Raw genomic sequence first — 22208 nt, 5'->3', positions numbered from 1 at the left:
GACCAGGAGCGGACCGGGCGGAAGAGGCGGGGCCGGCGGAAGGCGGGACGCGGCCGCGGCGGGGAGAGGGCCACTACTCGGCCGGCTTGATCAGGTAGCCGGCGCCGCGCCGGGTGTGGATCATGGGCGGGTAGCCGGGGCCGCTCTCCAGCTTGCGCCGCAGGTAGGAGATGTACAGCTCGACGACATTGGCCTGGCCGCCGAAGTCGTAGGACCACACCCGGTCCAGGATCTGCGCCTTGCTCAGCACGCGCCGCGGGTTGCGCATCATGTAGCGCAGGAGCTCGAACTCCGTGGCGGTCAGGTGGATCTCCCGGCCGCCGCGGGACACCTCGTGGCTGTCCTCGTCGAGCCGCAGATCGCCCACGGCCAGGACGGATCCCCCGCGGGCGGCGTGCGCCGCGCCCGAGCGGCGGACCAGGCCGCGCAGCCGGGCCACGACCTCCTCCAGGCTGAAGGGCTTGGTGACGTAGTCGTCGCCTCCCGCCGTCAGGCCCGCGATGCGGTCCTCGACGGAGTCCTTGGCGGTCAGGAACAGCACCGGGAGCTGCGGGATCTCCCGGCGCAGCCGGCCGAGGACGGCGAGTCCGTCCATGTCGGGGAGCATGATGTCGAGGACCACGACGTCCGGCCGGAACTCCCGCGCGGCCCGGACCGCGCCGGCCCCGTCGCCCGCGCTGCGGACTTCACAGCCCTCGTAGCGCAGGGCCATGGAGAGCAGCTCCGAGAGCGAGGCCTCGTCGTCGACGACGAGCACCCGGCAGGGGCCGCCGTCGGGCCGGACGAGGGCCGTCGGGTTGCTGGTGGACGTGGACGCATGGGAGGTGGTCGTCGCAGTCATGCGACCACGCTGACCTCGGCCTCTGAGAGCGTTCTTGTCCTTACCTGTGAATTGCCTGAGAAACCCGGAGCGGCGCCGGGCCGGCCGCTCAGACCAGGCGGAACAGCCGGACCCCGTTGTCGTGACAGACCGCGCGCAGCCAGTCGTCGCCGAGGCCGAGCCGTTCCAGGGCCTCCAGCTGGTGCTCGTACGGGTAGGGGATGTTCGGGAAATCGGTGCCGAGCAGGATCCGGTCGCCGAGGTCTGCGAGCCGCCCGAGCTCTGTCTGCGGGAAGCCGCGGAACCGCTCCGAGAAGTCGGTGAAGGCCATCGTGGTGTCGAGGCGCACCGCCGGGTACCGGTCGGCGAGGTCCAGGAAGTCCGCGTACTCGGGCATGCCCATGTGCGCGACGATCAAGGGCAGCCGGGGGTGCCGGGCCAGCAGCCGGGCGACCGGCTCGGGTCCGGTGTGCTTGGCCGGGACCGGCCCCGACCCGCAGTGGATCACCGTCGGGATGCCCGCCTCGGCGAGCAGCCCCCAGACCGGGTCGAGCCGGTCGTCGTTCGGGTCGTACCCGCCGACCTGCAGGTGCGCCTTGAAGACCCGGGCCCCGGCCTCGACGGCCTGCCGGACGTACGCCTCTGCCCCGTCCTCCGGGAAGAAGGTGGCGGTGTGCAGGCAGTCGGGGGTCCGGGCGGCGAAGTCGGCGGCCCAGGAGTTGAGCCAGGCGGCCATCGCCGGCTTGTGCGGGTAGAGCATCGAGGTGAAGGCTCGGACCCCGAACTGCCTCAGGAGCGCGACCCGCTGCTCCTCTTCGTGCCGGTAGGTGATGGGCCACTCGACGCTGCCCGGCGGCCCGAAGGCGTCGAAGTAGTCCCACACCTTCGCCAGGACCCGTTCGGGCATGAAGTGCGTGTGGACGTCGACCAGTCCGGGCAGCCCGAGCCGCTCCCGGAAGGCGCGGACCGCTTCAGCCGTTGCGGGCAAAGCCGTGACTCCGCTCGACGGTCGCGACGTGCAGGGTGTAGCTCTCGTACCAGTCGGCGCGGCCCTTCTTCATGGCCGCCTGGTGCTCCAGGTTCTGCCGCCACTCGCCGAGGGACTCGTGGTCGCGGAAGTAGGCGACGGTGATGCCGAGGCCGCCGGGGGTACGGGCGGATTCGTAGCCGAGGAAGCCCGGGTTCGCGGCCACGATCTCGTTCATCCGCTGATTGGTCTCCGGGTATCCGGTGTCGTCAGGTGTGCGGATGTTGCTGAACACCGCCATCACGTACGGCGGTTCGAATGCGGGTACGGGCTGGATGCTCATGCCCACCACCTTCCGCAGCGGCCCCCGGCATGTCCACCGGAAAGGGGACCTGGAGCGCAAAGGGATCCAAGTTTTGACCTTGGACGCCCTGTCTCTGCCGATGTGGACCCGCTGCTCAGAACAGCCCGTCCTGCCCTCCGGGCGCGGCGAGCGGGGGAAGTTCGGCGACGGGCACGGCGGTCGCGGCGTCGGTGGCGGGGGTGACGAGTTCCCAGCCGGCGAGCAGCCGGGCGTCCACCACGAGCCCGTCCGCGAAGTGCAGATCGGGACCGGCCGCGCCGGCGAGCCGGCCCACGACGGCGCCGCCGGGGACCATCGCGGTGGCCACCCGCGCGGGAGCGGGCAGCCCGTCCAGCCCGAACGGCCCGGCGTGGTCCGCGATTTCGCATTCAAGCCGCTCCAGCGACTCCGGCCAGCCCTCCAGGGCCGCTGCCCGGGCGTGCAGCCCGGCGACCTCCCGGGCGCGGTCGGCCGGCGCCGGCAGGTGCCCCCGTACGGCGCGCTTGCGGGCGTACGCGATCCGGTCCGGCACTCCGAGGGCGGCCCGCAGCAGCTCCTCGGTGCGGCGGGTGGCCATCAGCGGCCCCCGCCCCAGCCAGGTCCAGGTCACCGCCCCCTGCTCCAGCAACCGGGCCGGGCCGCGCTCCTCGGCGGTGATCCCGACCTTGACCATCTCGGGCCCGAACCAGGCCAGGTAGACGCGGTAGGTGCGCGGGTCGGCGGCATTGGTGTCGGCGGCCACCGAGAACGACCGGTCCAGGCGGGCGCATTCGGGGCACTGGGCGTTCCCGGCCCGGCCGGGGACGGTGGCGGCCGTGGGGCACGGGGTCCGCTTCCCGGCCCGCCGTACACCGAGGCAGTGCCGCTCCCCGCGGGCCGCGAAAGCCAGCCGCTGCCCGTACGCGAGCGGGCTGCTGCGCTCACCGCGCCCCTCGGCCCACCACCCGATGGCGGGGAGGCCGTCAGTCCACCGGATCCCGGTGCACCGCCAGGTCACAGCGGGAGCGGCCGCTCGAAGAAGGTGTCCAGCACGACGGTGGCGTGCGTACCGCTGACGCCGTCGACGGCGTAGAGGCGGCGCAGGACGTCCTGGAGCTGCTCGGTCGTGGCCGTGCGCACCTTCACTAGGACGGAGGCGCTCCCGGCGATGATGTGCGCCTCCTGGATCTCGGCGATCGCCTCGAAGGCCGCCTTCGAATCCCCCATCCAGGCATTGGAGTCGACCATCACGTACGCGAGCACCCCGCTCCCGACGGCCGCGGGATCCACCTCGACCGTCGTGCGCCGGATGACCCCGCGCTCGCGCAGCTTGCGCACGCGCTCGTGGGTGGCCCCGGCCGACAGCCCCACGGCGGCGCCGAGGGCGGCGTACGACTGGCTCGCGTCCTGCTGCAGGCGCAGGACGAGCGCCCGGTCGATGTCGTCCACGCGATCTTCCTCCCACATCCCCTGAAACCCGTGCCTCGACAGTACAGGATCCTGCAATATCACCGTGAGGCCGAACCAAATTCAGCAAGCAACGCGCCAGGGGAAGGGGCGCCACCCACGGGCCGACTACCGGGCGACGAACTGCGTGAGGATCGCCTGCACCTCGTAGATGTCCACACCCTTGGTGAACGTCTTCTCGATCGGCGCCGCGCTCCCGGAGAGCCAGATCTTGAGCTCGGCGTCGAGATCGAAGTGCCCGGCGGTCTCCACGGAGAAGTGCGTGATGCTCCGGTACGGGATGGAGTGGTACTCCACCTTCTTCCCGGTGAGGCCCTGCTTGTCGACGAGCACGAGCCGCCGGTCGGTGAACAGGATCGTGTCGCGTATCAACAGGTACGCGGCATGCACCTGCTCCCCCTGCCCGAGCAGCCGCGCGTAGTCCCGCTGCGCCGACATCGGATCGACCGTGTGCGCGTTCCCGAACAGCCCCATGACAGTCCCCCTCTCGCGGCCCGACCGTTCCGAACCGTCTCGAAGGACCGTATCCACCCCCGGCCCGCCGATCATCCCCCACAGGACCGACCCGCACCCCCGAAGAACCCCGACACCCGCCTCCCCACCGAGAAGGACACCGGGGAACGCAAGAGGCCCCCCGGCGAACCGGGGGGCCTCTCAGGCTGTGCACTCGGCAGGATTCGAACCTGCAACCTTCTGATCCGTAGTCAGATGCTCTATCCGTTAAGCTACGAGTGCTTGGGCTTCTCGGGGTTTTGCGCCCCGTTGGCCTTGCGAGAACAACAATACATGGACCTCGGCGGGACGCGAAATCCATTAGCCAAACCGGGCCTGACCTGCGGAAACGCCCCCAACGAAGATCATCGGCATGGGTTCGCACCACTGTCGGGGCGGGGTTGGGGCGGTGGTCGGCCTGGCCGGAACGCGTCAAAGCAAGACCTCGGAACGCACCGAAGCCCCGGTCCGTCAGGACCGGGGCTTCGGCAGGTGCGGAGGCGGAGGGATTTGAACCCTCGATGGGCTTTAAGACCCAAACCGCATTAGCAGTGCGGCGCCATAGACCGGACTAGGCGACGCCTCCAGCACACCCCCGCGTACGAGGGTGCGTGCAGATGATGACACAGCCACCGGGCCGCTCACCAATCCGCTCCCACGGTACAAGGACAGCCGCCACCAGAGCAAAGCCTTAAGCCCCTCCTGTCCCGCGTCCTCCCGCGCGTCCTTCCGGCGGACCCTCCGGCGCGTCCGTCCGTCCGTACGCACGCCCGTACGCAACGTCGGCGGGCGCGCGTCGTTGGTCAGGCGTACGACGTACGGACGACCTGGAGTGCCCCATGCTGCGTCTCGCCGCCTTCGCCGTCACCTCCGCCCTGGCCGCCTCGGCGGCCACGGCAGCGGGGCCACTGCCCCCGCTGTCGACGCTGGGCCGGCTGCTGGCCGCGCCCGACCGCCTCACCATCACCGTGTCCGCCACCGGCAACCCCCGGGCGAACGGCGAGTACCTGCTCGAGTGCAACCCCGTCGGCGGGAACCACCCCGAGGCCGAGCGGGCCTGCGACCGCCTCGACATCCTCGCGAAGCAGGACAAGGACCCCTTCGCCCCCACCGCCAAACGGCAGATCTGCACCATGCAGGACGGGGGTCCGGCCACCGCGCACGTGACCGGAACCTGGCAGGGCCACAAGGTGGACGCGACGTTCCGGCGGACCAACGGATGCGAGATCGCCCGGTGGAACAACCTGGAACCTGTGCTTCCGGGTGGGCGCTCCTGACCTGGGAGGATGCGAAGGATGCACGGTATCCACCGAACATCCGCCACCTCAGGCCGGGGCAGTGCCCTTAGACTCCTCCCGTGACATGCCGGTAGTTGTGGTCAGGGAGGAAGCTCGTCGTGAGCAGCAGGCCATCCCGAGGCGCTGCTCGCCTCGCAGCAATACTCGACGCTCTTCCGGACGCGCTGTTGCTCGTCAACGCCAACGGCACGGTCGTCAACGCGAATTCGATCGCCCTCGAAGTGATGGAGAGTCCCGGCACCGGCCTCGTCGGCCGCGGCGTGCTGGACCTCCTCCCCGAGTTCGACTCCAAACTGATCCCCGGCTCCATGCGCCGGCCCGGCGAGGACGAGGGCGGCCGGGCCAAGCCCAAGCGGATGGTCGCGCGCCGTACCGACGGCACCGAGTTCCCCGTCGAGGTCACGGCCGCCCACCTCGACGGCCGCGACGCCTACCGTGAGCCGCAGCCCGCGTACACGGGTGACGAACTGCTGATGCTCGTCGTGCGGGACCTCTCCGAGACCGTGGACACCGAGGCCGAGCTGGCCCGCTCCCAGCGGCAGACCGAGATGATCCTGCGGGCCGCCGCCGAGGGCGTCGTCGGCACGGACACCGACGGCCGGGTCGTCCTCGTCAACCCGGCCGCCGCGCAGATCCTCGGATACCGCGCCACCGACCTCGGCAACCGCGAGCTGCACGGGCTGATCCAGCACTCGCGCGCCGACGGCTCGCCGTTCCCCTTCGAGGAGTCCCCGCTCGCCGACACCCTGCGCAGCGGCCGCAAGCACCGGGTGCGCGGCCAGGTGCTCTGGAACAAGGCCGGGCAGCCCGTCTCCGTCGACCTGACCACCTCGCCCGTACGGGACGGGGAGCTGCTCGTCGGCGCCGTCATGACCTTCACCGACCGGCGGCCCTACGACGCGCTGGCCGCCCGGCACGCCCAGCTGCTGGCCGTCCTCGGCGATTCCCTGCGCGGGCCGCTGGAGGAACTGCGCGGGGAGCTGGCCACGCTGGCCGCCGACGACGCGGGGCAGCTGTGGCCCGAGGCCAACCAACTGCTGCACCACCTGGCCGCCGGATACTCCCGGATGACCGCGCTCGTCGACAACGTGCTCGGCTTCCAGCGACTCGACGCGGGCACCGAGAAGCTCAGGAAGAAGAAGGTCCTGATCGACGGGGTCGTCGCGGCCGGCATCGACGGCGCGGTCGAGCTGATCGGCCCGGGCCGCGTGCAGTTCGCCGTCCACGCGCCGACCATCGAGGCCGAGGTGGACGCCGAGCGGATCGCCGGCGCCCTCGCCCATCTGGTCGCGGACGTCGCCGGGGTGGACGCCACCGGCAAGACCCCCCAGGGCAGCGGGTACGGCGACTCGACGATCGTCGTGGCCGCCGCGCAGCGGGGCGATGTCGTACGGATCGAGGTGCGCGGGCCGTACGAGGGCGGCAACCCGGTGCACGAGCCGATCGTGCGGGGCATCGTGGCCGCGCACGGTGGTGTGCTGCAGACGGTGGAGGTACCCGGCGCGCCCGGCGGTGCGTACGTACTGGAGCTGCCGCTCGGCGCGGGAGCCGGAACGGTGACGCTGCCGGAGCCGAAGCCCGAGCCCGCGAAGGAGCCCGCGGCCGCCGAGGGCCCGGGCAAGGGCCCCGCGGGGCGGCGGGCCCGGCGCGGGGTGGACGCCTTCCTGGAGGACTCGGCCGAGGAGGCGAAGGCGAACGGCGCCGCCGGGGGCGGAAGCGCACTGGCGCTGCCGTCCGGGCGGCGGCGGGCGGGCGAGTCCGGTGGAGTCGACGCCGCGAGCCCCGAGCTCGCGCAGTCCCCGGTGAATCCGGCGGGCCTGGGCACCGGGCGCCGGCGCGGCCGGGACGGCGACGGAAGCGAGACGGGCGGCGGCGAGGGTGGCCCCGGCCGGCCCGTGCCCCCGCAGGGCACCGCCATGCCCGCGCTGCCGCCGGTGCCGCAGGGGTCTCCCGGACCGGGCCGCGGTCCCGGTGTGCCCCCGGTGCAGCAGGGCGTGCCGGTGCCGCCCGGACCCCCGGCGCCCGCCGTGCCGCCGGTTCCGGTGACCGAGCATCCCGCCGGACGGCGGCGCGCGCTGGGTTCGGCCGCCGCGCCCCAGCCCGGCGGTCCCGTACCTGCGACGGGCCTCGGCCCGGCCCAGGCCGCCGCCCCGCAGGCCCCCGTACGGCCCATCGCCCCCGAGGGCGGCTTCGCCCTGCCCGCGGGCCCGACCCCGGCAGCGGCTCCCGCACCGGCGCCGGGCTCCGCGGCGGGCCCCGCCGTGCCCGGTCCCGTACCCGCTTCCGGCGAGGCCGAGGGCGACGCCCCGGCCGGGCGGCGCGGGCGCCGAGTACTGAGCGCGCCCGCCGCCGAGCCCGCGGCCCCCGCCGCGCAGCCGGCCCCGGCCGCGGAGGAGCCCGTACCGCCGACCGGTCGTCGGCGTGCGCTGCCCGCCACTCCGGCCTGGCCGGTCCCGGCGGCCCGTACCGCTCCCGAGGACGAGGAGGGCGCCGGCCCGGTGGCCGTCCCCGGGGCCAGGCAGCCCCAGGACACCCCGGCCGAGGCCGCACAGCCGATCAGCGTGCGCGCCCTCGGCACCCTCGGCCAGGGCATCTCTGTCGACTCCGGCTCCACCGACGGCGCGGGCGCCACGAGCGGCTCCGGCCGTCGGCGCCGGCTCGCCGAGCCCGCGCCCCAGGGACGGGCGTTCGCGATAGGAGCCCCCGAGGCGGGCGCCGTCGAGGGTCCCGAGCCGCTGGACGGACCCGGGGGCGCCGTCGAGGTCGTCAACCGGCCCGTACCGCTGCCCGTGGACGACGAACTGCCCCCGGAGCCCCTGGACAACCCGCGCCGCCTCCTGGTGTGGCCGGCGCCCGATGTGCAGACCCAGCAGGCGCTCAGCGACCGCGGCTACCGGCCGGTGATCGTCAACTCCCGCGAGGAGGTGGACGCGCAGATCGCCGCGTTCCCCGCCGCACTGTTCGTGGACCCGCTGACGGGGCCGATCACCCGGACCGCCCTGCAGTCCCTGCGCCAGGCCGCGGTGGCCGCCGAGGTCCCCGTACTGGTCACGGCCGGGCTGGGGCACGCCACGCGTGAGGCGGCGTACGGGGCCGACCCCGCCGTCCTCCTCAAGGCGCTCGCCCCGCGCGACAGCGAGCAGCACCCCTCCCGCGTGCTGCTGATCGAGGAGCGCGACGAGATCGCGACGGCGCTGACGGCCGCCCTGGAACGGCGCGGCCTCCAGGTCGCGCGGGCGGGCGCGGACACCGACGCGGTGGAGCTGGCGACGCGGATGCGTCCCAACCTGGTGGTCATGGACCTGATGCAGGTCCGGCGCCGGCGGGCCGGGATCGTGGACTGGCTGCGCGCCAACGGGCAGCTCAACCGGACCCCGTTGGTCGTCTACACGGCCACGGGGATCGACCCGGACGAACTGCCGCGGCTGGCCTCCGGGGAGAGCGTGCTCTTCCTCGCCGAACGGTCCACCACGGCGGACGTCCAGGGCCGCATCGTGGACCTGCTGGCCAAGATCGGAACGAACTAGTCATCCTGGCCCGATGGCCATCACCGACACGCGCGAGCAGACCGTCCCCGCCGACGACGGGGAGGTGAACCTCCTGATCGCCCGGCAGGTGGAGCCGGGCCACGAGGAGGCGTTCGAGGCCTGGGCCCACGGGATCCTGGAGACGGCCGCCACCTTCCCCGGGCATCTGGGGTACGGGCTGTTCCGTCCGGCGGCGGACGGCGGGCCGTGGTTCCTGGTCCACCGCTTCCGCGACCAGGAGGCCTTCCAGCGGTGGCAGGACTCCGCCGAGCGGGCCGAGTGGTTCTCCAATTGCCTGGGCCACCACCACACCGAGATAGCCCGGCGCGAACTGCACGGCATGGAGACCTGGTTCGCCAAGCCGGGTACGACCCGGCCCGCGCCGCCGCGCTGGAAGATGGCGATCAGCTCGGGGCTGGCCATCTTCCCGATCTCGCTCGCCGGCAACGCGGTGCTCGGGCCGTATCTGGTGGACCTGCACTTCGTCCTGCGGACGGCCGCCTTCGCGGTCGTCTTCAGCACGCTGATGACCTACCTGGCGATGCCGGCCGTCAGCAGGCTGCTGCGGCCCTGGCTGACCAAGGCCGGCCAGGGCTGAGCAGCACGCCTTCACGGCTCAGTCGAGCTTGGTGACTTCCAGCTCGCCGTCCGCGTACTGCTTCCTTATGACCTTCTTGTCGAACTTGCCGACGCTGGTCTTCGGGACGGCCTCGACGGTCGTCCAGCGCTCGGGCAGCTGCCACTTGGCGATGGACTGGCCGAGGAAGACGCGCAGTCCGTCGTAGTCCACGGTGGCGCCCTCCTTGAGGACGACGGTGGCCAGCGGGCGCTCGCCCCACTTGTCGTCCGGAACGGCGACGACCGCCGCCTCGGCGACCTCGGGGTGCGCCATCAGCGCGTTCTCCAGCTCCACGCTGGAGATCCACTCGCCGCCGGACTTGATGACGTCCTTGGCGCGGTCGGTCAGCGTGAGGAACCCGTCGGGGCTGATCACGCCGACGTCGCCGGTCTTGAGCCAGCCGTCCGCACTGAACTTGTCCTCGGGGCGCAGCGGCTCGCCGGAAGCTCCGCCGTAGTAGGAGCCCGCGATCCAGGTGCCGCGTACCTCGAGCTCGCCGGCCGACTCGCCGTCCCAGGGCAGGATGTCGCCGCCGGGGCCCACCAGGCGCGGCTCGACGCCCGCCGGGAAGCGGCCCTGGGTGATCCGGTACGGCCACTGCTCCTCCGCGCTCAGGCCGGCCGGCGGGTGCGCCATGGTGCCCAGCGGGGAGGTCTCGGTCATGCCCCAGGCGTGGCAGAGGCGGACGCCGAGCTTGTCGTAGGCCTCCATCAAGGAGGGCGGACAGGCCGCGCCGCCGATGGTGACCTGCTTCATCGAGGTCAGGTCGCGCGGGTTGGCGCTGACCTCGGCGAGCAGACCCTGCCAGATGGTGGGGACGGCCGCGGCGTGCGTGGGCTTCTCCCGCTCGATCATCTCGGCGAGCGGGGCGGGCTGGAGGAACCGGTCGGGCATCAGCAGGTTGATGCCGGTCATGAACACCGCGTGCGGCAGGCCCCAGGCGTTGACGTGGAACTGCGGGACCACGACGAGGCTGGTGTCCTTGTCGGTCAGGCCCATCGACTCGGCCATGTTGACCTGCATGGAGTGCAGGTAGATCGAGCGGTGGGAGTAGACGACACCCTTGGGGTCGCCGGTGGTGCCGGAGGTGTAGCACATGGCGGCGGCCTGGCGCTCGTCCAGCTCCGGCCAGTCGTACGAGGTCGCGCGGTCCGCGATCAGCTCCTCGTAGTCGTGGACGCGGAAGCCGCGCTCCTGCGCGAGGGCTTCGAGCCCGGAACGGTCGCCGATGCCGGAGACGACCACGTGCTCGACGGTCGGCAGGTGCGGCAGGAGCGGGACCAGCAGCGGCAGCAGGGTCCCGTTGACCAGTACGACCCGGTCGACCGCGTGGTTGACGATGAAGATCAGCTGCTCGGGCGGCAGGCGCAGGTTGAGGGTGTGGAGCACGGAACCCATGGAGGGGATCGCGAAGTACGCCTCCACGTGCTCCGCGTTGTTCCACATCAGGGTCGCCACCCGGTCGTCCTGCTGAACGCCCAGTTCATCGCGCAGGGCGTTGGCGAGGCGGGTGGCGCGGGTACCGATCTCGGCGAAGCTGCGGCGGTGCGGCTCGGCCTCCCCGGTCCAGGTCGTGACCTGGGATTTACCGTGGATCGTCATCCCGTGCTGGAGTATGCGGGTGACGAGGAGCGGTACGTCCTGCATGGTGCTCAGCAAAGCGTCCTCCCGGTGAGCGCTGCGGCGCTGCGGCGGCTACGGATGCAGCCGATTCTGCGCACGTACCGGTCGGCATGTCACTACCCGGAAGTACAAACACGGCAACCAATCGCCGACGTTTCACGTGAAACGGCGATGTTTCACGTGAAACACGGGCCCGTTCAGCGGACCGGGGTGAGCTCCGGGTCCTCGCGGAGCTTGACCAGGGCGCGCGAGACGGCGCTCTTGACCGTGCCGATCGAGACCCCGAGGAGCTCGGCGGTCTGCGCCTCGCTCAGGTCCTCGTAGTAGCGCAGGACGACCATCGCGCGCTGCCGGTCGGGAAGCCGGGTCACCGCCCGCCACATCGCGTCGCGCAGCGCCTGCGCCTCGGCGGGGTCGGAGGCGGGCGTCTCCTCGGGCTCCGGGAGCTCGTCACAGGCGAACTCGTCGACCTTGCGCTTGCGCCACTGGGAGGTGCGGGTGTTGACCAGGGCCCGGCGGACGTAGCCGTCGAGGGCTCGGTGGTCCTCGATGCGGTCCCAGGCGACGTACGTCTTGGCGAGGGCCGTCTGGAGCAGGTCCTCGGCATCGCACGGGTTGGCGGTGAGCGAGCGAGCGGTGCGCATCAGGACCGAGCCGCGGGTCCGGACGTACGCCGAGAACGACGGGTACGGCGTCGGGTTCGAGGCGAGCGTGCACACAGGCGTGGTCATGGCTCCACGCTAGAAGCGCGGTCCGGACCTGGGATCGGCCGCAAGTGCCGAAGCTGGATCCATCTCAGGTTGTAGGGGTGGGGCCTGCCCCACCTCCTGAAGGTGGAGGGGCAGGGCGACCTCGGGTGCCCCGGGCGACGCGCGCGGGCCGGCCCGTGGGCCGGCCCACGGCTCCCGGCTCAGCCGTCGGCTGCCAGGATCAGCCCGGACGTCGGGACCCCGGTCCCGGCCGTGACCAGGGCGCGGGAGGCTCCCGCCACCTGGTTCACGGAGGTGCCGCGCATCTGCCGGACGGCTTCGGCGATGCCGTTCATCCCGTGCAGGTACGCCTCTCCGAGCTGGCCGCCGTGGGTGTTGAGCGGCAGCGCGTCCGCGGCGACGAAGTCGGCGGCCTCGCCGGGCTCGCAGAATCCGAACTCCTCCAGCTGCATCAGGACGAAGGGGGTGAAGTGGTCGTAGAGGATGCCGACGTCGATGTCCGAGGGCCGCAGTCCGCTGGTCCGCCACAGCTGACGGGCGACCACGTCCATCTCCGGGAGCCCGGTGAGGTCGTCGCGGTAGAAGGAGGTCATGCCCTCCTGGCGGCGCCCGGCGCCCTGCGCGGCGGCGGTGATCACGGCGGGTGCGCGGCGCAGGTCCCGGGCGCGCTCGGTGCTGGTGACGATCAGCGCCTGACCGCCGTCCGTCTCCTGGCAGCAGTCCAGCAGCCGCAGCGGTTCGACGATCCAGCGCGAGGCGGCGTGATCGGCGAGGGTGATGGGCTTGCCGTGGAAGTAGGCGGCGGGGTTGTTCGCGGCGTGCCGGCGGTCGGTGACCGCGACGTGGCCGAAGGCCTCGGGGGTCAGGTTGTACGCGTGCAGATAGCGCTGCGCGGTCATGGCCACCCAGGAGGCCGGGGTGAGCAGTCCCCAGGGCAGCGACCAGCCGAGCGCCGCGCCCTCCGCCGAGGGCTCGCGCTGCTGCACCCCGGAGCCGAAACGGCGGCCGGAGCGCTCGTTGAACGCGCGGTAGCAGACCACGACCTCCGCGACCCCGGTGGCGACGGCGAGGGCGGCCTGCTGGACGGTGGCACAGGCCGCGCCACCGCCGTAGTGGATCCGGGAGAAGAAGGAGAGGTCCCCGATCCCGGCGGCCTGGGCCACGGTGATCTCGGGACTGGTGTCCATGGTGAAGGTGACCATGCCGTCGACGTCGGCGGGGGTCAGCCCGGCGTCGTCGAGGGCCGCGTGCACGGCTTCGACGGCGAGCCGCAGCTCGCTGCGGCCGGAGTCCTTGGAGAACTCGGTCGCGCCGATGCCGGCGATGGCGGCGCGCCCGCCGAGCGTGTCGCGGTGCCTGACGCTCATGCCGCCACCTCCGCCGGGAGGATGACGGTGACCGTGCCGGTGACGTGGTGGCCGATGCCGTTGGCGCCGACGACCCGGATCTCCGCCCGGTCCCCGTCGAGGGCGACCACGGTGCCGGTCAGGACCATCGTGTCGCCCGGGTGGTTGGGGGCGCCGAGCCGGATGGCCACCTTGCGCAGGACGGCACCCGGCCCGAGCCGATCGGTGATGTACCGGCCGACCAGGCCGTTGGTGGTCAGGATGTTCATGAAGATGTCCGGGGAGCCCTTCTCGCGTGCGAGCGAGGCGTCGTGGTGCACGTCCTGGTAATCGCGCGAGGCGATCGCGCCCGCCACGATCAGCGTGCGCGTGACCGGTATCTCCAGCGGCGCCAGTGTGTCGCCGACGTTCATGCGTCGTCCCCCTCGGGTGCTGCGTGGTCGGACAGGAGCGCGCCCAGCTCGGCCAGCAGCTCGCCGCCGCAGCCCAGGTACGCGTCCAGCTGGCGCCCCCAGAGGAAGTGCCGGTGGACGGGATGGTCCAGGTCGGCTCCCATTCCGCCGTGCAGGTGCTGGCCCGCGTGCACGACCCGCGTGCCGGCCTCGGAGGCCCACCAAGCCGCGGTCAGGGCGTGCTCGCGCGCCGGAAGTCCCTCGTCGATCCGCCAGGCCGCCTCGTACGCGGTGACCCGGATCGCCTCGGTGTCCATGTACGCGTCGGCCGCGCGCAGCATGACCCCCTGGTTCGTGGAGAGCGGCCGCCCGAACTGCTCGCGGGTGGAGGTGTACTCGACGGCGCGGGCCAGCGAGCCCGCGCAGACCCCCGCCTGGAGCCCCGCGAAGGCGATGCGGGCGGTGGCCAGTACGGCTTCGTAGGCCGGGCCGTCGCCCAGCCGTTCGGCCTCGGCCCCCGCCAGGGTGAGCCGCCCCGCCGACCAGGGGGCGGTGGTTTCCACCTCGGGCGTCCCGACGCCGGGAGCGTCCGTCCGTACGAGCCACAGGAACCGGTCGGCGTCCGGGACCAGCACGTGCGTGGCGTCGCGCAGCCAGGGCACGACGGGGGCGGTCCCGGTCAGCCGGCCGTCAGACGAGGCGGTGATGCGGCCGCGGGCCGGGAAGGCTCCGGTGGCGACCGCCTCGCCCGAGCCCAGGGCGGGCAGCAGCCGCAGGCGCTGCTCGGCGCTGCCGTGCGCGGCGACGGGCAGGATCCCGTACGCGCAGGTGGCGGCGTACGGGACCTGCGCGGTGGTGCGGCCCTGCTCCTCCAGCAGCAGCACCAGGCCGAGCAGGCCTATGTCCTCCACGGCGGCGGTCAGTCCGGCGGCGGTGAGGGCCTTCCACAGCTCGGCGTCGCTGCCGGTGCCGGCCGCGGCGAGGCGTTCGTGGGTGGCGAGGTCGCGGAAGATCCGGCCGGCCAGCCCGGCCGCCGCGGCCTGCTCCTCGGTGGGATGGAAGTCCATCAGCCCTCGCTCCCTCGGAAGACCGGCAGCTCCAGGTCCTCGTCGACCCGCAGGAACTCCAGCTGCACGGGCATCCCGATGCGGACCTTGTCGTACGGGACGCCGGTGATGTTGCTGACCATGCGGACGCCCTCGGCGAGTTCGACGAGCGCGACCGCGTACGGGCCCCCCGCGGCAGCGGGATCCTCATGCGCGGTGAAGGCCGGGAAGGGCGGGTGGTGCATGACGACGTAGCTGAACACCGTGCCGGCGCCGGAGGCCTCGACGGTGTCCCAGTCCAGGCTCGCGCAGGCGTTGCAGCCGGGAAGCCAGGGGAAGCGGAGGGTCGCGCAGGCGGTGCAGCGCTGGATCAGCAGCTCGCGGGCCGCGACCCCGTCCCAGAAGCCCTGGTTGTCGCGGTTGACCACCGGGCGGGGGCGCCGGGCCGCGGGCTTCTTCTCGCGCGGGGCGGCGGGCGCGTACTTGAGGATCCGGAAGCGGTGGGTCCCGGCCAGTTCGCCGTCCGCGCGCACGTCCATGCGGGTGGTCACGAAGTGGCCGGTGCCCAGCTTCGTCGTCTTGCGCGGGGACACGGACTCGATGACGGCGTCGTAGGTGATCGTGTCGCCGGGGCGCAGCGGCCGCAGGTACTCCTGCTCGCAGTCGGTGGCGACGACGGACGTGCAGCCCGCGCCGTCGAGCAGGGCGAGGAGCTCGTCGTAGGCGGAGGAGCGGTCGCCGTGCCCGGAGAGCCCGCCCATCGTCCAGGCCTGGAGCATGGTGGGCGGGGCGATGGCGTCCGGGCCGGTGTACGCGGGGTCGGCATCGCCCATCGCCTCGCACCAGTGGCGGATCATCGGCTGGTTGACGGGGTCCTTGCCCCGGCCCGCGGTGGCGGCGGGGCGCCCTTCGAAGGTCTTGAGCAGGGCGTGGAACCGGGCGGCCTCCTCGGCGTCCGCATCCGCACCCCTTCCCGCTGCCTGGTCCGCCGTGGCGGTCATCGCTTCCTTCCCTTCATGCCGAGCCGCATCATGGCGACGATCTCGCGCTGGACCTCGCTGACCCCGCCCCCGAAGGTGTTGATCTGTGCGGCCCGGTTCATCCGCTCCAGCTCGCCGCCGGCGAACGCCGCGGGCCCCCGTACGAGGGCCTCCTCGCCGACCACCTCCTGGCACATCCGGTACACCTCGACGGTGGACTCGGTGCCGAGGAACTTCACGCCGCTGGCGTCGCCGGGGGCCAGGGTGGCGCTGCCCACGTCCTGGACGAGGCGCCAGTTCAGGAGGCGCACGGCGGCCAGCCGGGCATGTGCCTCGGCGAGCCGCGACCGCACCCAGGGGCGGTCGGCGGGGCGCTCGCCGGTGACCGGATCGGGGGTGCGGGCGTGGTGCAGGGCCTTCGTGTAGAAGTCCTCGGCCTGCATGCCGATGGCGGCGAGGGCCACGCGCTCGTGGTTGAGCTGGTTGGTGATCAGCCCCCAGCCGCCGTGCTCGGGGCCGACGAGGTTCCCGGCGGGTACGCGGATGCCGTCGTAGTACGTCGACGTGGTCGTGAGCCCGCCGACCGTGTCGATCGGGGTCCACGCGAAGCCCGGGGCGCCGGTGGGCACCAGGATGATCGAGATGCCCTTGTGTTTGGGGGCGTCGGGATCGGTGCGGCAGGCGAGCCAGATCCAGTCGGCGCTCTGGGCGTTGGAGGTGAAGATCTTCTGCCCGTCGACGACCCAGTCGGCTCCGTCGCGTACGGCGCGGGTGCGCAGCGAGGCCAGGTCGGTGCCGGCCCCGGGCTCCGAGTAGCCGATGGCGAAGACGATCTCGCCGCTGAGGATCCGGGGCAGGAAGTAGTCCTTCTGCTCCGGGGTCCCGTACTTCATCAAGGTCGGGCCCACGGTGTTGAGGGTGACCATGGAGACAGGGGCGCCGGCCCGGTAGGCCTCGTCGAAGAAGACGAACTGCTCGTCGGGGCCCCGCCCTTGGCCGCCGTACTCGACGGGCCAGCCGAGGCCGAGCAGTCCGTCGGCGCCGATGCGGCGCAGCAGTGCGCGCTGGGCGGCGGGGTCCTCGGGAGGCCCGCCCGGCAGCAGATCGTGGAAGTACTCCCGCAGTTCGGCGCGGAGCCGCAACTGGCCTTCGGTCGGGGCGAGGTGCACGGCGCTGGCCTCCCGGCATCGCATCATCGAGTGAACCTGACTGTCCGTCAGATTCACTGTGGATGTCAAGGTCGGGAGAGCCCCGGAGGGACTGCGCGCGGACCGGTGCGCGGGACGGCGCACGTCCGGCGCGCGGGTCCGGCGCGCGTATCGCTGCGCGGATGCGCGCACGCGCGAGGGCGCCCGCCCCACCGGACCCCAGCCGGTCCGGTGACACAGGCGCCCTCAAGACTCAGAGGACTCGGTGATCACCTACCACCAGGGATGGAAGTTGACCCCGAGGTTGCCCTGCTGGATCGCGGTGAAGGCCGAGCCGTTCACCTGCGCGGTGTTGTTCTGGTTGGACGCACCGGAGCCGGTGGCCACCTGCTGGGAAGTCGACGAATTACCGCTGTTGCTCCCGCCGACGCCACTGCCGATGATGCTGGCGACGCTCGCATTCGATCCGTCGTTCGCGAAGGAGCCGTTGTCGGCGGAGGCCACACCGCCGAAGAGGGAAACGGCGAGGGGGAGAGCGGCGACGGCGGCGAAGACGCGGGCGGTGCGGATGCTTGCCATGTCTGAATCCTCCAGAAAAGCGAAGTGGGACTTGCTCCAAGGCAGTTGGCCGACCACCTCGGTCGTTGCGTGGTGACGACGTCGCGAGACCAGAGTTGCCCACCGAATCCCCGGCGAACCAGCCCGGAGTCCACGATTCCCCCGCAAGTATGAGCAACATCGGATAAACCCCATTCGCACCCCAACACCGCTGGTCAGCGGGGCGGAGTCGGCCGAAACCACCGCCGGATCTGAGCTGAAACGTTCCCTCAAACTCATGTGCGCCGTGCGCCGGACATGCCGAAAAGGGCCGCTCCGTCCGGGAACCCCACCGTCTCCCGGGCCTGCGGCCCTGCAATGCCAAGCTTCACGCCCCCTGCGCGCCCCCGGCGCCCGCCGGGGCCATCCCGCCGTGCCCCGCTCCGGGGCACATCACCGGCGCGATCCGCGGTCGCGACCTGCCGACCGGGCTCCAGCGCCTGCTGCTGCCGTTACCGCTCTCTACCGCCTGCCGCGTTGGTACGTGATGCTGATGCGCCCTGCACGACGACGCCGTACGGGTGCTACGCAACCAGTTCGAGCTCTTCGCGGCCGGCTCCGGAGCTGCTCCCGGCCAGGGACGCGGCGGCGGTGGTCGAGCGGCGGACGGACGGGGCCTTGCCGTGCGCCTCGGCGCGGATCCGCTGCTTGATGGTCGGCGGGAGGGACCCGCCGCGCATCATCGCCCGCCAGCTCCGCCGTCCCATCGGCCGGGCCGGCCGGCGTACGACGGCCGCCGCGCAACGGGAAGGAGCAGGGGCCTCGGAGGTGGCGGTGGCGGCCGGGGCGGCCTTGGCGCCGAATCCGAGGGAGGCGAGGAGGGCCACGACGACGGCGACGACTGCGGTCCAGATCGACGTGACGGTGATGCGGTGAGCCATGACGAGGTCCTTCGTTTCGCGATGTTCCGACGGGCGGATCTGCATACATTCGTCATGATGTGGTCGCAACCGCAGCGCCCCCACGACCCGCGCCGATCTTCCGACAAACACCACTCGAAGGGCCTAGGGCGTGTCTTTTGGACCTGGGTCACGCCTACCGTGGCGGCATGGACGCATCCCTACAGCTCGTGCCCTGGGCCGAGGACGACTTCTGGCTGCTGCTGCGCAAGAACGAGCCCGTCATGACCGAACATCTCGGCGGCCCGGAGACCGAGGCCAAGCTCCGGGAGCGCCATCAGCGGTACCTGGCGCTGAGCGCCCGCGAGCCGGCGGCCGGACGGGTGTTCCGGATCGTCGCCGAGGGCGAGAGCATGGGCACGATCGCCTTCTGGGAGCGCGTATGGAAGGACGAGGAGGTCTACGAGACCGGCTGGGGCGTCCTCCCCGAGTTCCAGGGCCGCGGCCTCGCCGCGCGGGCGGCCCGCGCCGTCATCGCCCACGCGACCGCGCACGGCACGCGCCGCCACCTCCACGCCTTCCCGTCCGTGGACCACGCGGCATCCAACGCCGTCTGCCGCGCCGCGGGCTTCGTACTCCTCGGCGAGACCGAGTTCGAGTACCCGCCGGGCCAATGGCACACGAGCAACGACTGGCGGGCCGTACTGGCGTAGCCCGCCGGTCCGCCGGCCAGGCCCGCCGCCCGCACAATCCGATGGCACCGCCGACCGTCCGGCGGCAAGACCGCACCGATGAACGCCGTGCCACCACCGCCGGACCCGCTCCGGCTGCCGGTACGGGACCCCCGCGCTTCCCACGACGTGCTCGACTACGCGGACATGCACGGCCTGGTTGCCGACCTGGTTCTGCCCGGCGGAGCGTCGATGTACGTCATGAGCGCGCTGGAGACCAGGAGTACTGCGCCTCCTACTTCGCCAAGCTCCGGACCATGGCCCGGACAGCGGCGGAGCGCCATGTCCCCGCTGCGATCCGAACACGGGGGTGAGCGGAGAGGGCGGGTCCCCGATTCGGGGACCCGCCCTCTGACCTGCTACTTCTCTGATCTGGCGGTGGGTGTGGGATTTGAACCCACGGTGACATCGCTGCCACGACGGTTTTCAAGACCGTTCCCTTAGGCCGCTCGGGCAACCCACCTGGCCGGTACAGAGTACCGGCAGGTGGGGGGCGGCCGGGTCAGGAATTCTGGGCCTTGTCGTAGGCCGCCTTCGCCTCGTTGCCGAAGTACGGGCCGAACATCCGGTTCGGCAGGAAGGTGTAGCCGAAGCTGTTCACCGAGACCTGGGTGCCCAGGCCCGTGGCCTCGTTGAAGTCCTGGAACCAGGGGCCCCCGCTGGAGCCGCCGGTCATGTTGCAGCCCAGGCTGTGGTCCTTGGTCAGCAGGAAGTCCTTGCCGGTGTTCCCGCTGCAGTAGACCAGCTTGGTGCCGTCATAGGGCGCGGCCGCCGGGAACCCGAACGAGTACATCTTCTTGTTGTAGCCGCCGTTGAACAGGATCCCCTGGGCGCCGACGACCTGGCTGAGCTTCTGGCCGTTCAGCGGGGCGACGACGGCGAGGCCGACGTCCATGTTCATGTCCTCGCTGGCGGCCCACTGGTCCGTCGCGAAGGTCTTGGTGGCCGACCACTGGCCGTAGGGCGCGTTCCCGTTCTCGTACGCGGGGACGAAGATCCAGTTGGTGTGCCAGGTGCCCTGGTACTTCACGCAGTGTCCGGCGGTGATGACCGTGCTGCCGTTGGCGCTGCTGATCGAGTCGCCGGAGCAGGACGCCGTACGGTCGCCGAAGGTGAAGAAGACGCGGCCCGATGTCTTCACCACCGCGCCGCCGCCCGTCCACGCGCCGCCCGCCTGCGGGAACGACGTCGGGGAGGCCACCGCGGCGGTTGCCGCCGTCGGTGCGACCGCCGTGGGCCGGGCCGCGGCCGCCGCGACCGGCGCCCGCCCGGTCCCCGGCGCCGCCGTCACGTCCAGCGGGGTGGCGCCGCGCATCCGCTCGGCGGTCCAGAAACCCTGGGTGTGCTGCTGCTTGAACGAGGCCGGGGAATCGGCGGCGGCCGAGGGGGCGGCCGCCGTCAGCGCGCCCGCGATCAGGGCGCCCGCCGCCATGAGGACCGATGCTGCCGTGCGATGACGATTCACGCAGGACTCCTTCTGCCGTGCCCGGTCCCGTCGGAACGGGCAGGGTGGGGGTGAAGAGCTGTCGGTGCGGATCGGCCGCAGGGTCGCACGTGTGGCACGAGAAGTCAGGAGAGGGTCGGAACGTTCGGTCGGTTCCGGCCAGGAATTGGCCAACTCCCTTCGATGGAACGCGAGAACCCGCCCGCCGAGGTCATACCGTCATCAGCACGCCCGCGTACGAGACCCCCGCCACCACCAGCCAGGCCCCGAGCCCCAGTACCGCGGCCCGGCCGCCGGTCCGGGCCAGCCGGGGGAGGTCCACCGCGCTGCCCAGCCCGAACAGGGCTGCCGCCAAGAGCAGTTCCTGTGCGGTGTGCGCCCACTCCAGTGCCGCGTCGGGCAACACCCCGGTGGCACGCAGCGCGGCCGCGGCCAGGAACCCGGCCACGAACAGCGGCACCGGCGCCGGGCGGCGCCCAGAGGGCGTGCGTACTCCCTGCCGCCGCGCCCGTACGGAGAAGGCCACCGCGGCCACCAGCGGAGCAAGCAGGGCCACGCGCATCAGCTTGACCAGGACGGCCTCGCCGAGCGCGCCCGGGCCGGCGGTCTGCGCGGTGGCCACCACCTGGCCGACGTCGTGGACGCTCGCGCCGACCCAGCGCCCGAAGGCCGGGTCCGAGAGTCCCAACGGGCTCTGGAGAAGCGGAAGGACCGCGATGGCCAGGGTCCCGCACAAGGTCACCAGCGCCACCGAGGCGGCCACGTCCTCCTCGTCACTGCCCGATACCTGGCTCACCGCGCCGATGGCCGAGGCCCCGCAGATCGAGTACCCGGTGGCGATCAGCAGCGGCTGGTCTCCGGGGAGCCCGAGCCTGCGGCCCAGCCAAAGCGTGCCGAAGAAGGTGGCGGCGACCACCCCGGCCACCATCGCCACCGTGGCCCAGCCCAGCCGGAGTACCTGGTCAAGGCCCAGGCCGAGGCCCAGCAGGACGATGCCGATCCGCATCAACCGCCGCCCGGCCAGCGAGAGGCCCGGGCGGGCCGCACCGCGTACGACCTCGCGTATGCCCGGGAGGTGGGCCGCCGCGATGCCGAGCACCACCGACGCGGTCAGCATGGGTACCGCGGGCACCAGCCGGTGCACGCACCACGCCACCAGCACTCCGGCGACCGCCATCCCCAACCCGGGCCAGGACGAGGATATTTCACGTGAAACATGCTTCTCGCCCTCGGTGTCCGCCCCGCGTACGGGGCGGTTCAGCAGCGCCATCAGTCGGTGGGGAGCGTGTAGACGCGGCGGACGCTGCTGCCCAGGCGGACGACGTCGGCTCCGTAGACGTGCAGGGATATCGCCGTGGTACGACAGGAGTTGTAGACCTTGTGGATATCGCCGGGCGGGGCGAATCCACAGACGTCACCGGGGCCGTTGACCACGTGCTCGGTGGCCACCAGTCGGGCGCAGGCGTCTCCCGTCGCGGGGGCCAGCCGGTAGCGGAGTTCGCTCTCCTCGCCCTCGTGGACCCCGGCCACGCACCAGGAGACGTGGTCGTGGATGGCGGTCTCCTGACCGGGCAGCCAGACCAGCGCGACCACCGAGAAGCTTCCGTCCGGCTCGGCGTGCAGGACGTGCTGCCGGTACCGCTCGGGGTCCCCTACGCGCTGCTCGGGAGTGAGCAGGTCGGGCGTGCCCAGGTGCGGGGCGACGCGCTCGCCGACGAGGTAGGCGGTCAGGTCCGGGGCCAGCCCCCGGTCCACGACCGTACGGATCTCACTGACGAGGGCGGCCATCCTCGCGGTCGTACGGGCCGGCGTAGTGGTGGTCATACCCGCAGCGTCGGAC

22 protein-coding genes and 3 tRNA genes are annotated in these 22208 nt (G+C 72.3%); 4 read left to right on the top strand and 21 right to left on the bottom strand.

From position 1 onward, the window contains the following. Positions 1 to 73: 73 nt before the first annotated feature. From K7B10_RS21200 to K7B10_RS21165, 8 genes are all read right to left on the bottom strand, one after another. Entirely contained in the window at positions 74 to 841 is a 768-nt protein-coding gene (locus K7B10_RS21200) for a response regulator transcription factor (RefSeq protein WP_030857904.1), read from the bottom strand. A gap of 88 nt (positions 842 to 929) precedes the next feature. Beyond that, positions 930 to 1808, bottom strand: coding sequence for an amidohydrolase family protein (locus K7B10_RS21195; protein WP_229338081.1), 879 nt, complete (start codon positions 1806 to 1808; stop codon positions 930 to 932). Then, entirely contained in the window at positions 1792 to 2130 is a 339-nt protein-coding gene (locus tag K7B10_RS21190; protein ID WP_229338079.1) for an antibiotic biosynthesis monooxygenase family protein, read from the bottom strand. The genes K7B10_RS21195 and K7B10_RS21190 overlap by 17 nt, the downstream gene beginning before the upstream one ends. Before the next feature lie 115 nt (positions 2131 to 2245). Further along, complete coding sequence (locus tag K7B10_RS21185) at positions 2246 to 3127, bottom strand: DUF2797 domain-containing protein (RefSeq protein WP_229338077.1); 882 nt, start codon at positions 3125 to 3127, stop codon at positions 2246 to 2248. After that, positions 3124 to 3558, bottom strand: coding sequence for an Lrp/AsnC family transcriptional regulator (locus K7B10_RS21180; protein ID WP_229338075.1), 435 nt, complete (start codon positions 3556 to 3558; stop codon positions 3124 to 3126). The genes K7B10_RS21185 and K7B10_RS21180 overlap by 4 nt, the downstream gene beginning before the upstream one ends. Positions 3559 to 3684: 126 nt before the next feature. Beyond that, the gene (locus tag K7B10_RS21175; protein WP_053692457.1) at positions 3685 to 4050 is read right to left on the bottom strand and encodes a PH domain-containing protein; all 366 of its coding nucleotides are present in this window, start codon (positions 4048 to 4050) and stop codon (positions 3685 to 3687) included. A 188-nt stretch (positions 4051 to 4238) separates the two neighbouring features. Further along, positions 4239 to 4311, bottom strand: a tRNA-Arg gene (locus K7B10_RS21170). 252 nt (positions 4312 to 4563) lie between these two features. After that, positions 4564 to 4654 (bottom strand) — tRNA-Ser (locus tag K7B10_RS21165). 253 nt (positions 4655 to 4907) lie between these two features. On the opposite strand from K7B10_RS21165, the gene K7B10_RS21160 reads away from it, so the two are divergent. The 3 genes from K7B10_RS21160 (at position 4908) to K7B10_RS21150 (ending at position 9491) form a co-directional block, all read left to right on the top strand. After that, entirely contained in the window at positions 4908 to 5345 is a 438-nt protein-coding gene (locus K7B10_RS21160) for an SSI family serine proteinase inhibitor (RefSeq protein WP_229338074.1), read from the top strand. 119 nt (positions 5346 to 5464) lie between these two features. After that, on the top strand, positions 5465 to 8893 hold the full coding sequence (locus K7B10_RS21155; protein ID WP_229338072.1) for a PAS domain-containing protein: 3429 nt from the start codon (positions 5465 to 5467) through the stop codon (positions 8891 to 8893). Positions 8894 to 8906: 13 nt separating this feature from the next. Continuing rightward, complete coding sequence (locus K7B10_RS21150) at positions 8907 to 9491, top strand: antibiotic biosynthesis monooxygenase (protein ID WP_229338070.1); 585 nt, start codon at positions 8907 to 8909, stop codon at positions 9489 to 9491. An 18-nt stretch (positions 9492 to 9509) separates the two neighbouring features. On the opposite strand, the gene K7B10_RS21145 is transcribed toward K7B10_RS21150, so the two are convergent. The 9 genes from K7B10_RS21145 to K7B10_RS21105 form a co-directional block, all read right to left on the bottom strand. Then, on the bottom strand, positions 9510 to 11171 hold the full coding sequence (locus K7B10_RS21145; protein WP_229338068.1) for a long-chain fatty acid--CoA ligase: 1662 nt from the start codon (positions 11169 to 11171) through the stop codon (positions 9510 to 9512). 161 nt (positions 11172 to 11332) lie between these two features. Then, positions 11333 to 11866 (bottom strand): SigE family RNA polymerase sigma factor, encoded by a 534-nt coding sequence (locus tag K7B10_RS21140; RefSeq protein WP_030153345.1) that lies wholly within the window; start codon positions 11864 to 11866, stop codon positions 11333 to 11335. A 179-nt stretch (positions 11867 to 12045) separates the two neighbouring features. Then, a complete protein-coding gene (locus K7B10_RS21135; RefSeq protein ID WP_229338066.1) occupies positions 12046 to 13212 on the bottom strand; it encodes a lipid-transfer protein in 1167 nt (388 codons plus the stop codon). Then, complete coding sequence (locus tag K7B10_RS21130; RefSeq protein WP_229338064.1) at positions 13209 to 13604, bottom strand: hotdog family protein; 396 nt, start codon at positions 13602 to 13604, stop codon at positions 13209 to 13211. The genes K7B10_RS21135 and K7B10_RS21130 overlap by 4 nt, the downstream gene beginning before the upstream one ends. Continuing rightward, positions 13601 to 14650 (bottom strand): acyl-CoA dehydrogenase family protein, encoded by a 1050-nt coding sequence (locus tag K7B10_RS21125; RefSeq protein ID WP_229338062.1) that lies wholly within the window; start codon positions 14648 to 14650, stop codon positions 13601 to 13603. The genes K7B10_RS21130 and K7B10_RS21125 overlap by 4 nt, the downstream gene beginning before the upstream one ends. Next, positions 14650 to 15630, bottom strand: a complete 981-nt coding sequence (locus tag K7B10_RS21120) for a bifunctional MaoC family dehydratase N-terminal/OB-fold nucleic acid binding domain-containing protein (protein WP_229338060.1) — start codon at positions 15628 to 15630, stop codon at positions 14650 to 14652. The genes K7B10_RS21125 and K7B10_RS21120 overlap by 1 nt, the downstream gene beginning before the upstream one ends. Further along, positions 15627 to 16778, bottom strand: a complete 1152-nt coding sequence (locus K7B10_RS21115; RefSeq protein WP_229345264.1) for an acyl-CoA dehydrogenase family protein — start codon at positions 16776 to 16778, stop codon at positions 15627 to 15629. Before K7B10_RS21115 ends, K7B10_RS21120 begins: the two co-directional genes overlap by 4 nt. Before the next feature lie 252 nt (positions 16779 to 17030). Further along, positions 17031 to 17336, bottom strand: coding sequence for a hypothetical protein (locus tag K7B10_RS21110; protein WP_229338057.1), 306 nt, complete (start codon positions 17334 to 17336; stop codon positions 17031 to 17033). A gap of 542 nt (positions 17337 to 17878) precedes the next feature. Beyond that, the gene (locus K7B10_RS21105) at positions 17879 to 18235 is read right to left on the bottom strand and encodes a DUF6344 domain-containing protein (RefSeq protein ID WP_229338055.1); all 357 of its coding nucleotides are present in this window, start codon (positions 18233 to 18235) and stop codon (positions 17879 to 17881) included. Positions 18236 to 18402: 167 nt separating this feature from the next. Between K7B10_RS21105 and K7B10_RS21100 the strand changes: the two genes are divergently transcribed. Next, positions 18403 to 18906 carry a GNAT family N-acetyltransferase gene (locus K7B10_RS21100; protein WP_229338053.1) on the top strand — a complete coding sequence of 168 codons (504 nt, stop codon included), beginning with the start codon at positions 18403 to 18405 and terminating at the stop codon, positions 18904 to 18906. 391 nt (positions 18907 to 19297) lie between these two features. Here the strand turns inward: K7B10_RS21100 and K7B10_RS21095 are convergent. The 4 genes from K7B10_RS21095 to K7B10_RS21080 all read right to left on the bottom strand — a co-directional run bounded on the left by K7B10_RS21095 (position 19298) and on the right by K7B10_RS21080 (position 22192). Continuing rightward, positions 19298 to 19387 (bottom strand) — tRNA-Ser (locus K7B10_RS21095). A gap of 39 nt (positions 19388 to 19426) precedes the next feature. Next, on the bottom strand, positions 19427 to 20389 hold the full coding sequence (locus K7B10_RS21090; RefSeq protein WP_229338051.1) for a trypsin-like serine peptidase: 963 nt from the start codon (positions 20387 to 20389) through the stop codon (positions 19427 to 19429). Positions 20390 to 20579: 190 nt separating this feature from the next. After that, positions 20580 to 21638 (bottom strand): YeiH family protein, encoded by a 1059-nt coding sequence (locus K7B10_RS21085; RefSeq protein WP_229338049.1) that lies wholly within the window; start codon positions 21636 to 21638, stop codon positions 20580 to 20582. Then, a complete protein-coding gene (locus K7B10_RS21080; protein WP_229338046.1) occupies positions 21638 to 22192 on the bottom strand; it encodes a cysteine dioxygenase family protein in 555 nt (184 codons plus the stop codon). The genes K7B10_RS21085 and K7B10_RS21080 overlap by 1 nt, the downstream gene beginning before the upstream one ends. Between the last annotated feature and the right edge of the window lie 16 nt (positions 22193 to 22208).

It is taken from the genome of Streptomyces flavotricini, from assembly GCF_020639365.1.
Taxonomy (GTDB): Bacteria; Actinomycetota; Actinomycetes; order Streptomycetales; family Streptomycetaceae; genus Streptomyces; species Streptomyces flavotricini.
The sequence above is the reverse complement of the archived record's forward strand: the minus strand, read 5'-3'. Positions and strand labels throughout refer to the sequence as shown.

Bases quoted from the DNA above. Each gene is read 5' to 3' on its own strand.
- K7B10_RS21200 (WP_030857904.1), bottom strand. From the start codon at position 841: ATGACTGCGACGACCACCTCCCATGCGTCCACGTCCACCAGCAACCCG.
- K7B10_RS21190 (WP_229338079.1), bottom strand. From the start codon at position 2,130: ATGAGCATCCAGCCCGTACCCGCATTCGAACCGCCGTACGTGATGGCG.
- K7B10_RS21175 (WP_053692457.1), bottom strand. From the start codon at position 4,050: ATGGGGCTGTTCGGGAACGCGCACACGGTCGATCCGATGTCGGCGCAG.
- K7B10_RS21160 (WP_229338074.1), top strand. From the start codon at position 4,908: ATGCTGCGTCTCGCCGCCTTCGCCGTCACCTCCGCCCTGGCCGCCTCG.
- K7B10_RS21150 (WP_229338070.1), top strand. From the start codon at position 8,907: ATGGCCATCACCGACACGCGCGAGCAGACCGTCCCCGCCGACGACGGG.
- K7B10_RS21140 (WP_030153345.1), bottom strand. From the start codon at position 11,866: ATGACCACGCCTGTGTGCACGCTCGCCTCGAACCCGACGCCGTACCCG.
- K7B10_RS21135 (WP_229338066.1), bottom strand. From the start codon at position 13,212: ATGAGCGTCAGGCACCGCGACACGCTCGGCGGGCGCGCCGCCATCGCC.
- K7B10_RS21130 (WP_229338064.1), bottom strand. From the start codon at position 13,604: ATGAACGTCGGCGACACACTGGCGCCGCTGGAGATACCGGTCACGCGC.
- K7B10_RS21125 (WP_229338062.1), bottom strand. From the start codon at position 14,650: ATGGACTTCCATCCCACCGAGGAGCAGGCCGCGGCGGCCGGGCTGGCC.
- K7B10_RS21120 (WP_229338060.1), bottom strand. From the start codon at position 15,630: ATGACCGCCACGGCGGACCAGGCAGCGGGAAGGGGTGCGGATGCGGAC.
- K7B10_RS21110 (WP_229338057.1), bottom strand. From the start codon at position 17,336: ATGGCAAGCATCCGCACCGCCCGCGTCTTCGCCGCCGTCGCCGCTCTC.
- K7B10_RS21105 (WP_229338055.1), bottom strand. From the start codon at position 18,235: ATGGCTCACCGCATCACCGTCACGTCGATCTGGACCGCAGTCGTCGCC.
- K7B10_RS21100 (WP_229338053.1), top strand. From the start codon at position 18,403: ATGGACGCATCCCTACAGCTCGTGCCCTGGGCCGAGGACGACTTCTGG.
- K7B10_RS21085 (WP_229338049.1), bottom strand. From the start codon at position 21,638: ATGGCGCTGCTGAACCGCCCCGTACGCGGGGCGGACACCGAGGGCGAG.
- K7B10_RS21080 (WP_229338046.1), bottom strand. From the start codon at position 22,192: ATGACCACCACTACGCCGGCCCGTACGACCGCGAGGATGGCCGCCCTC.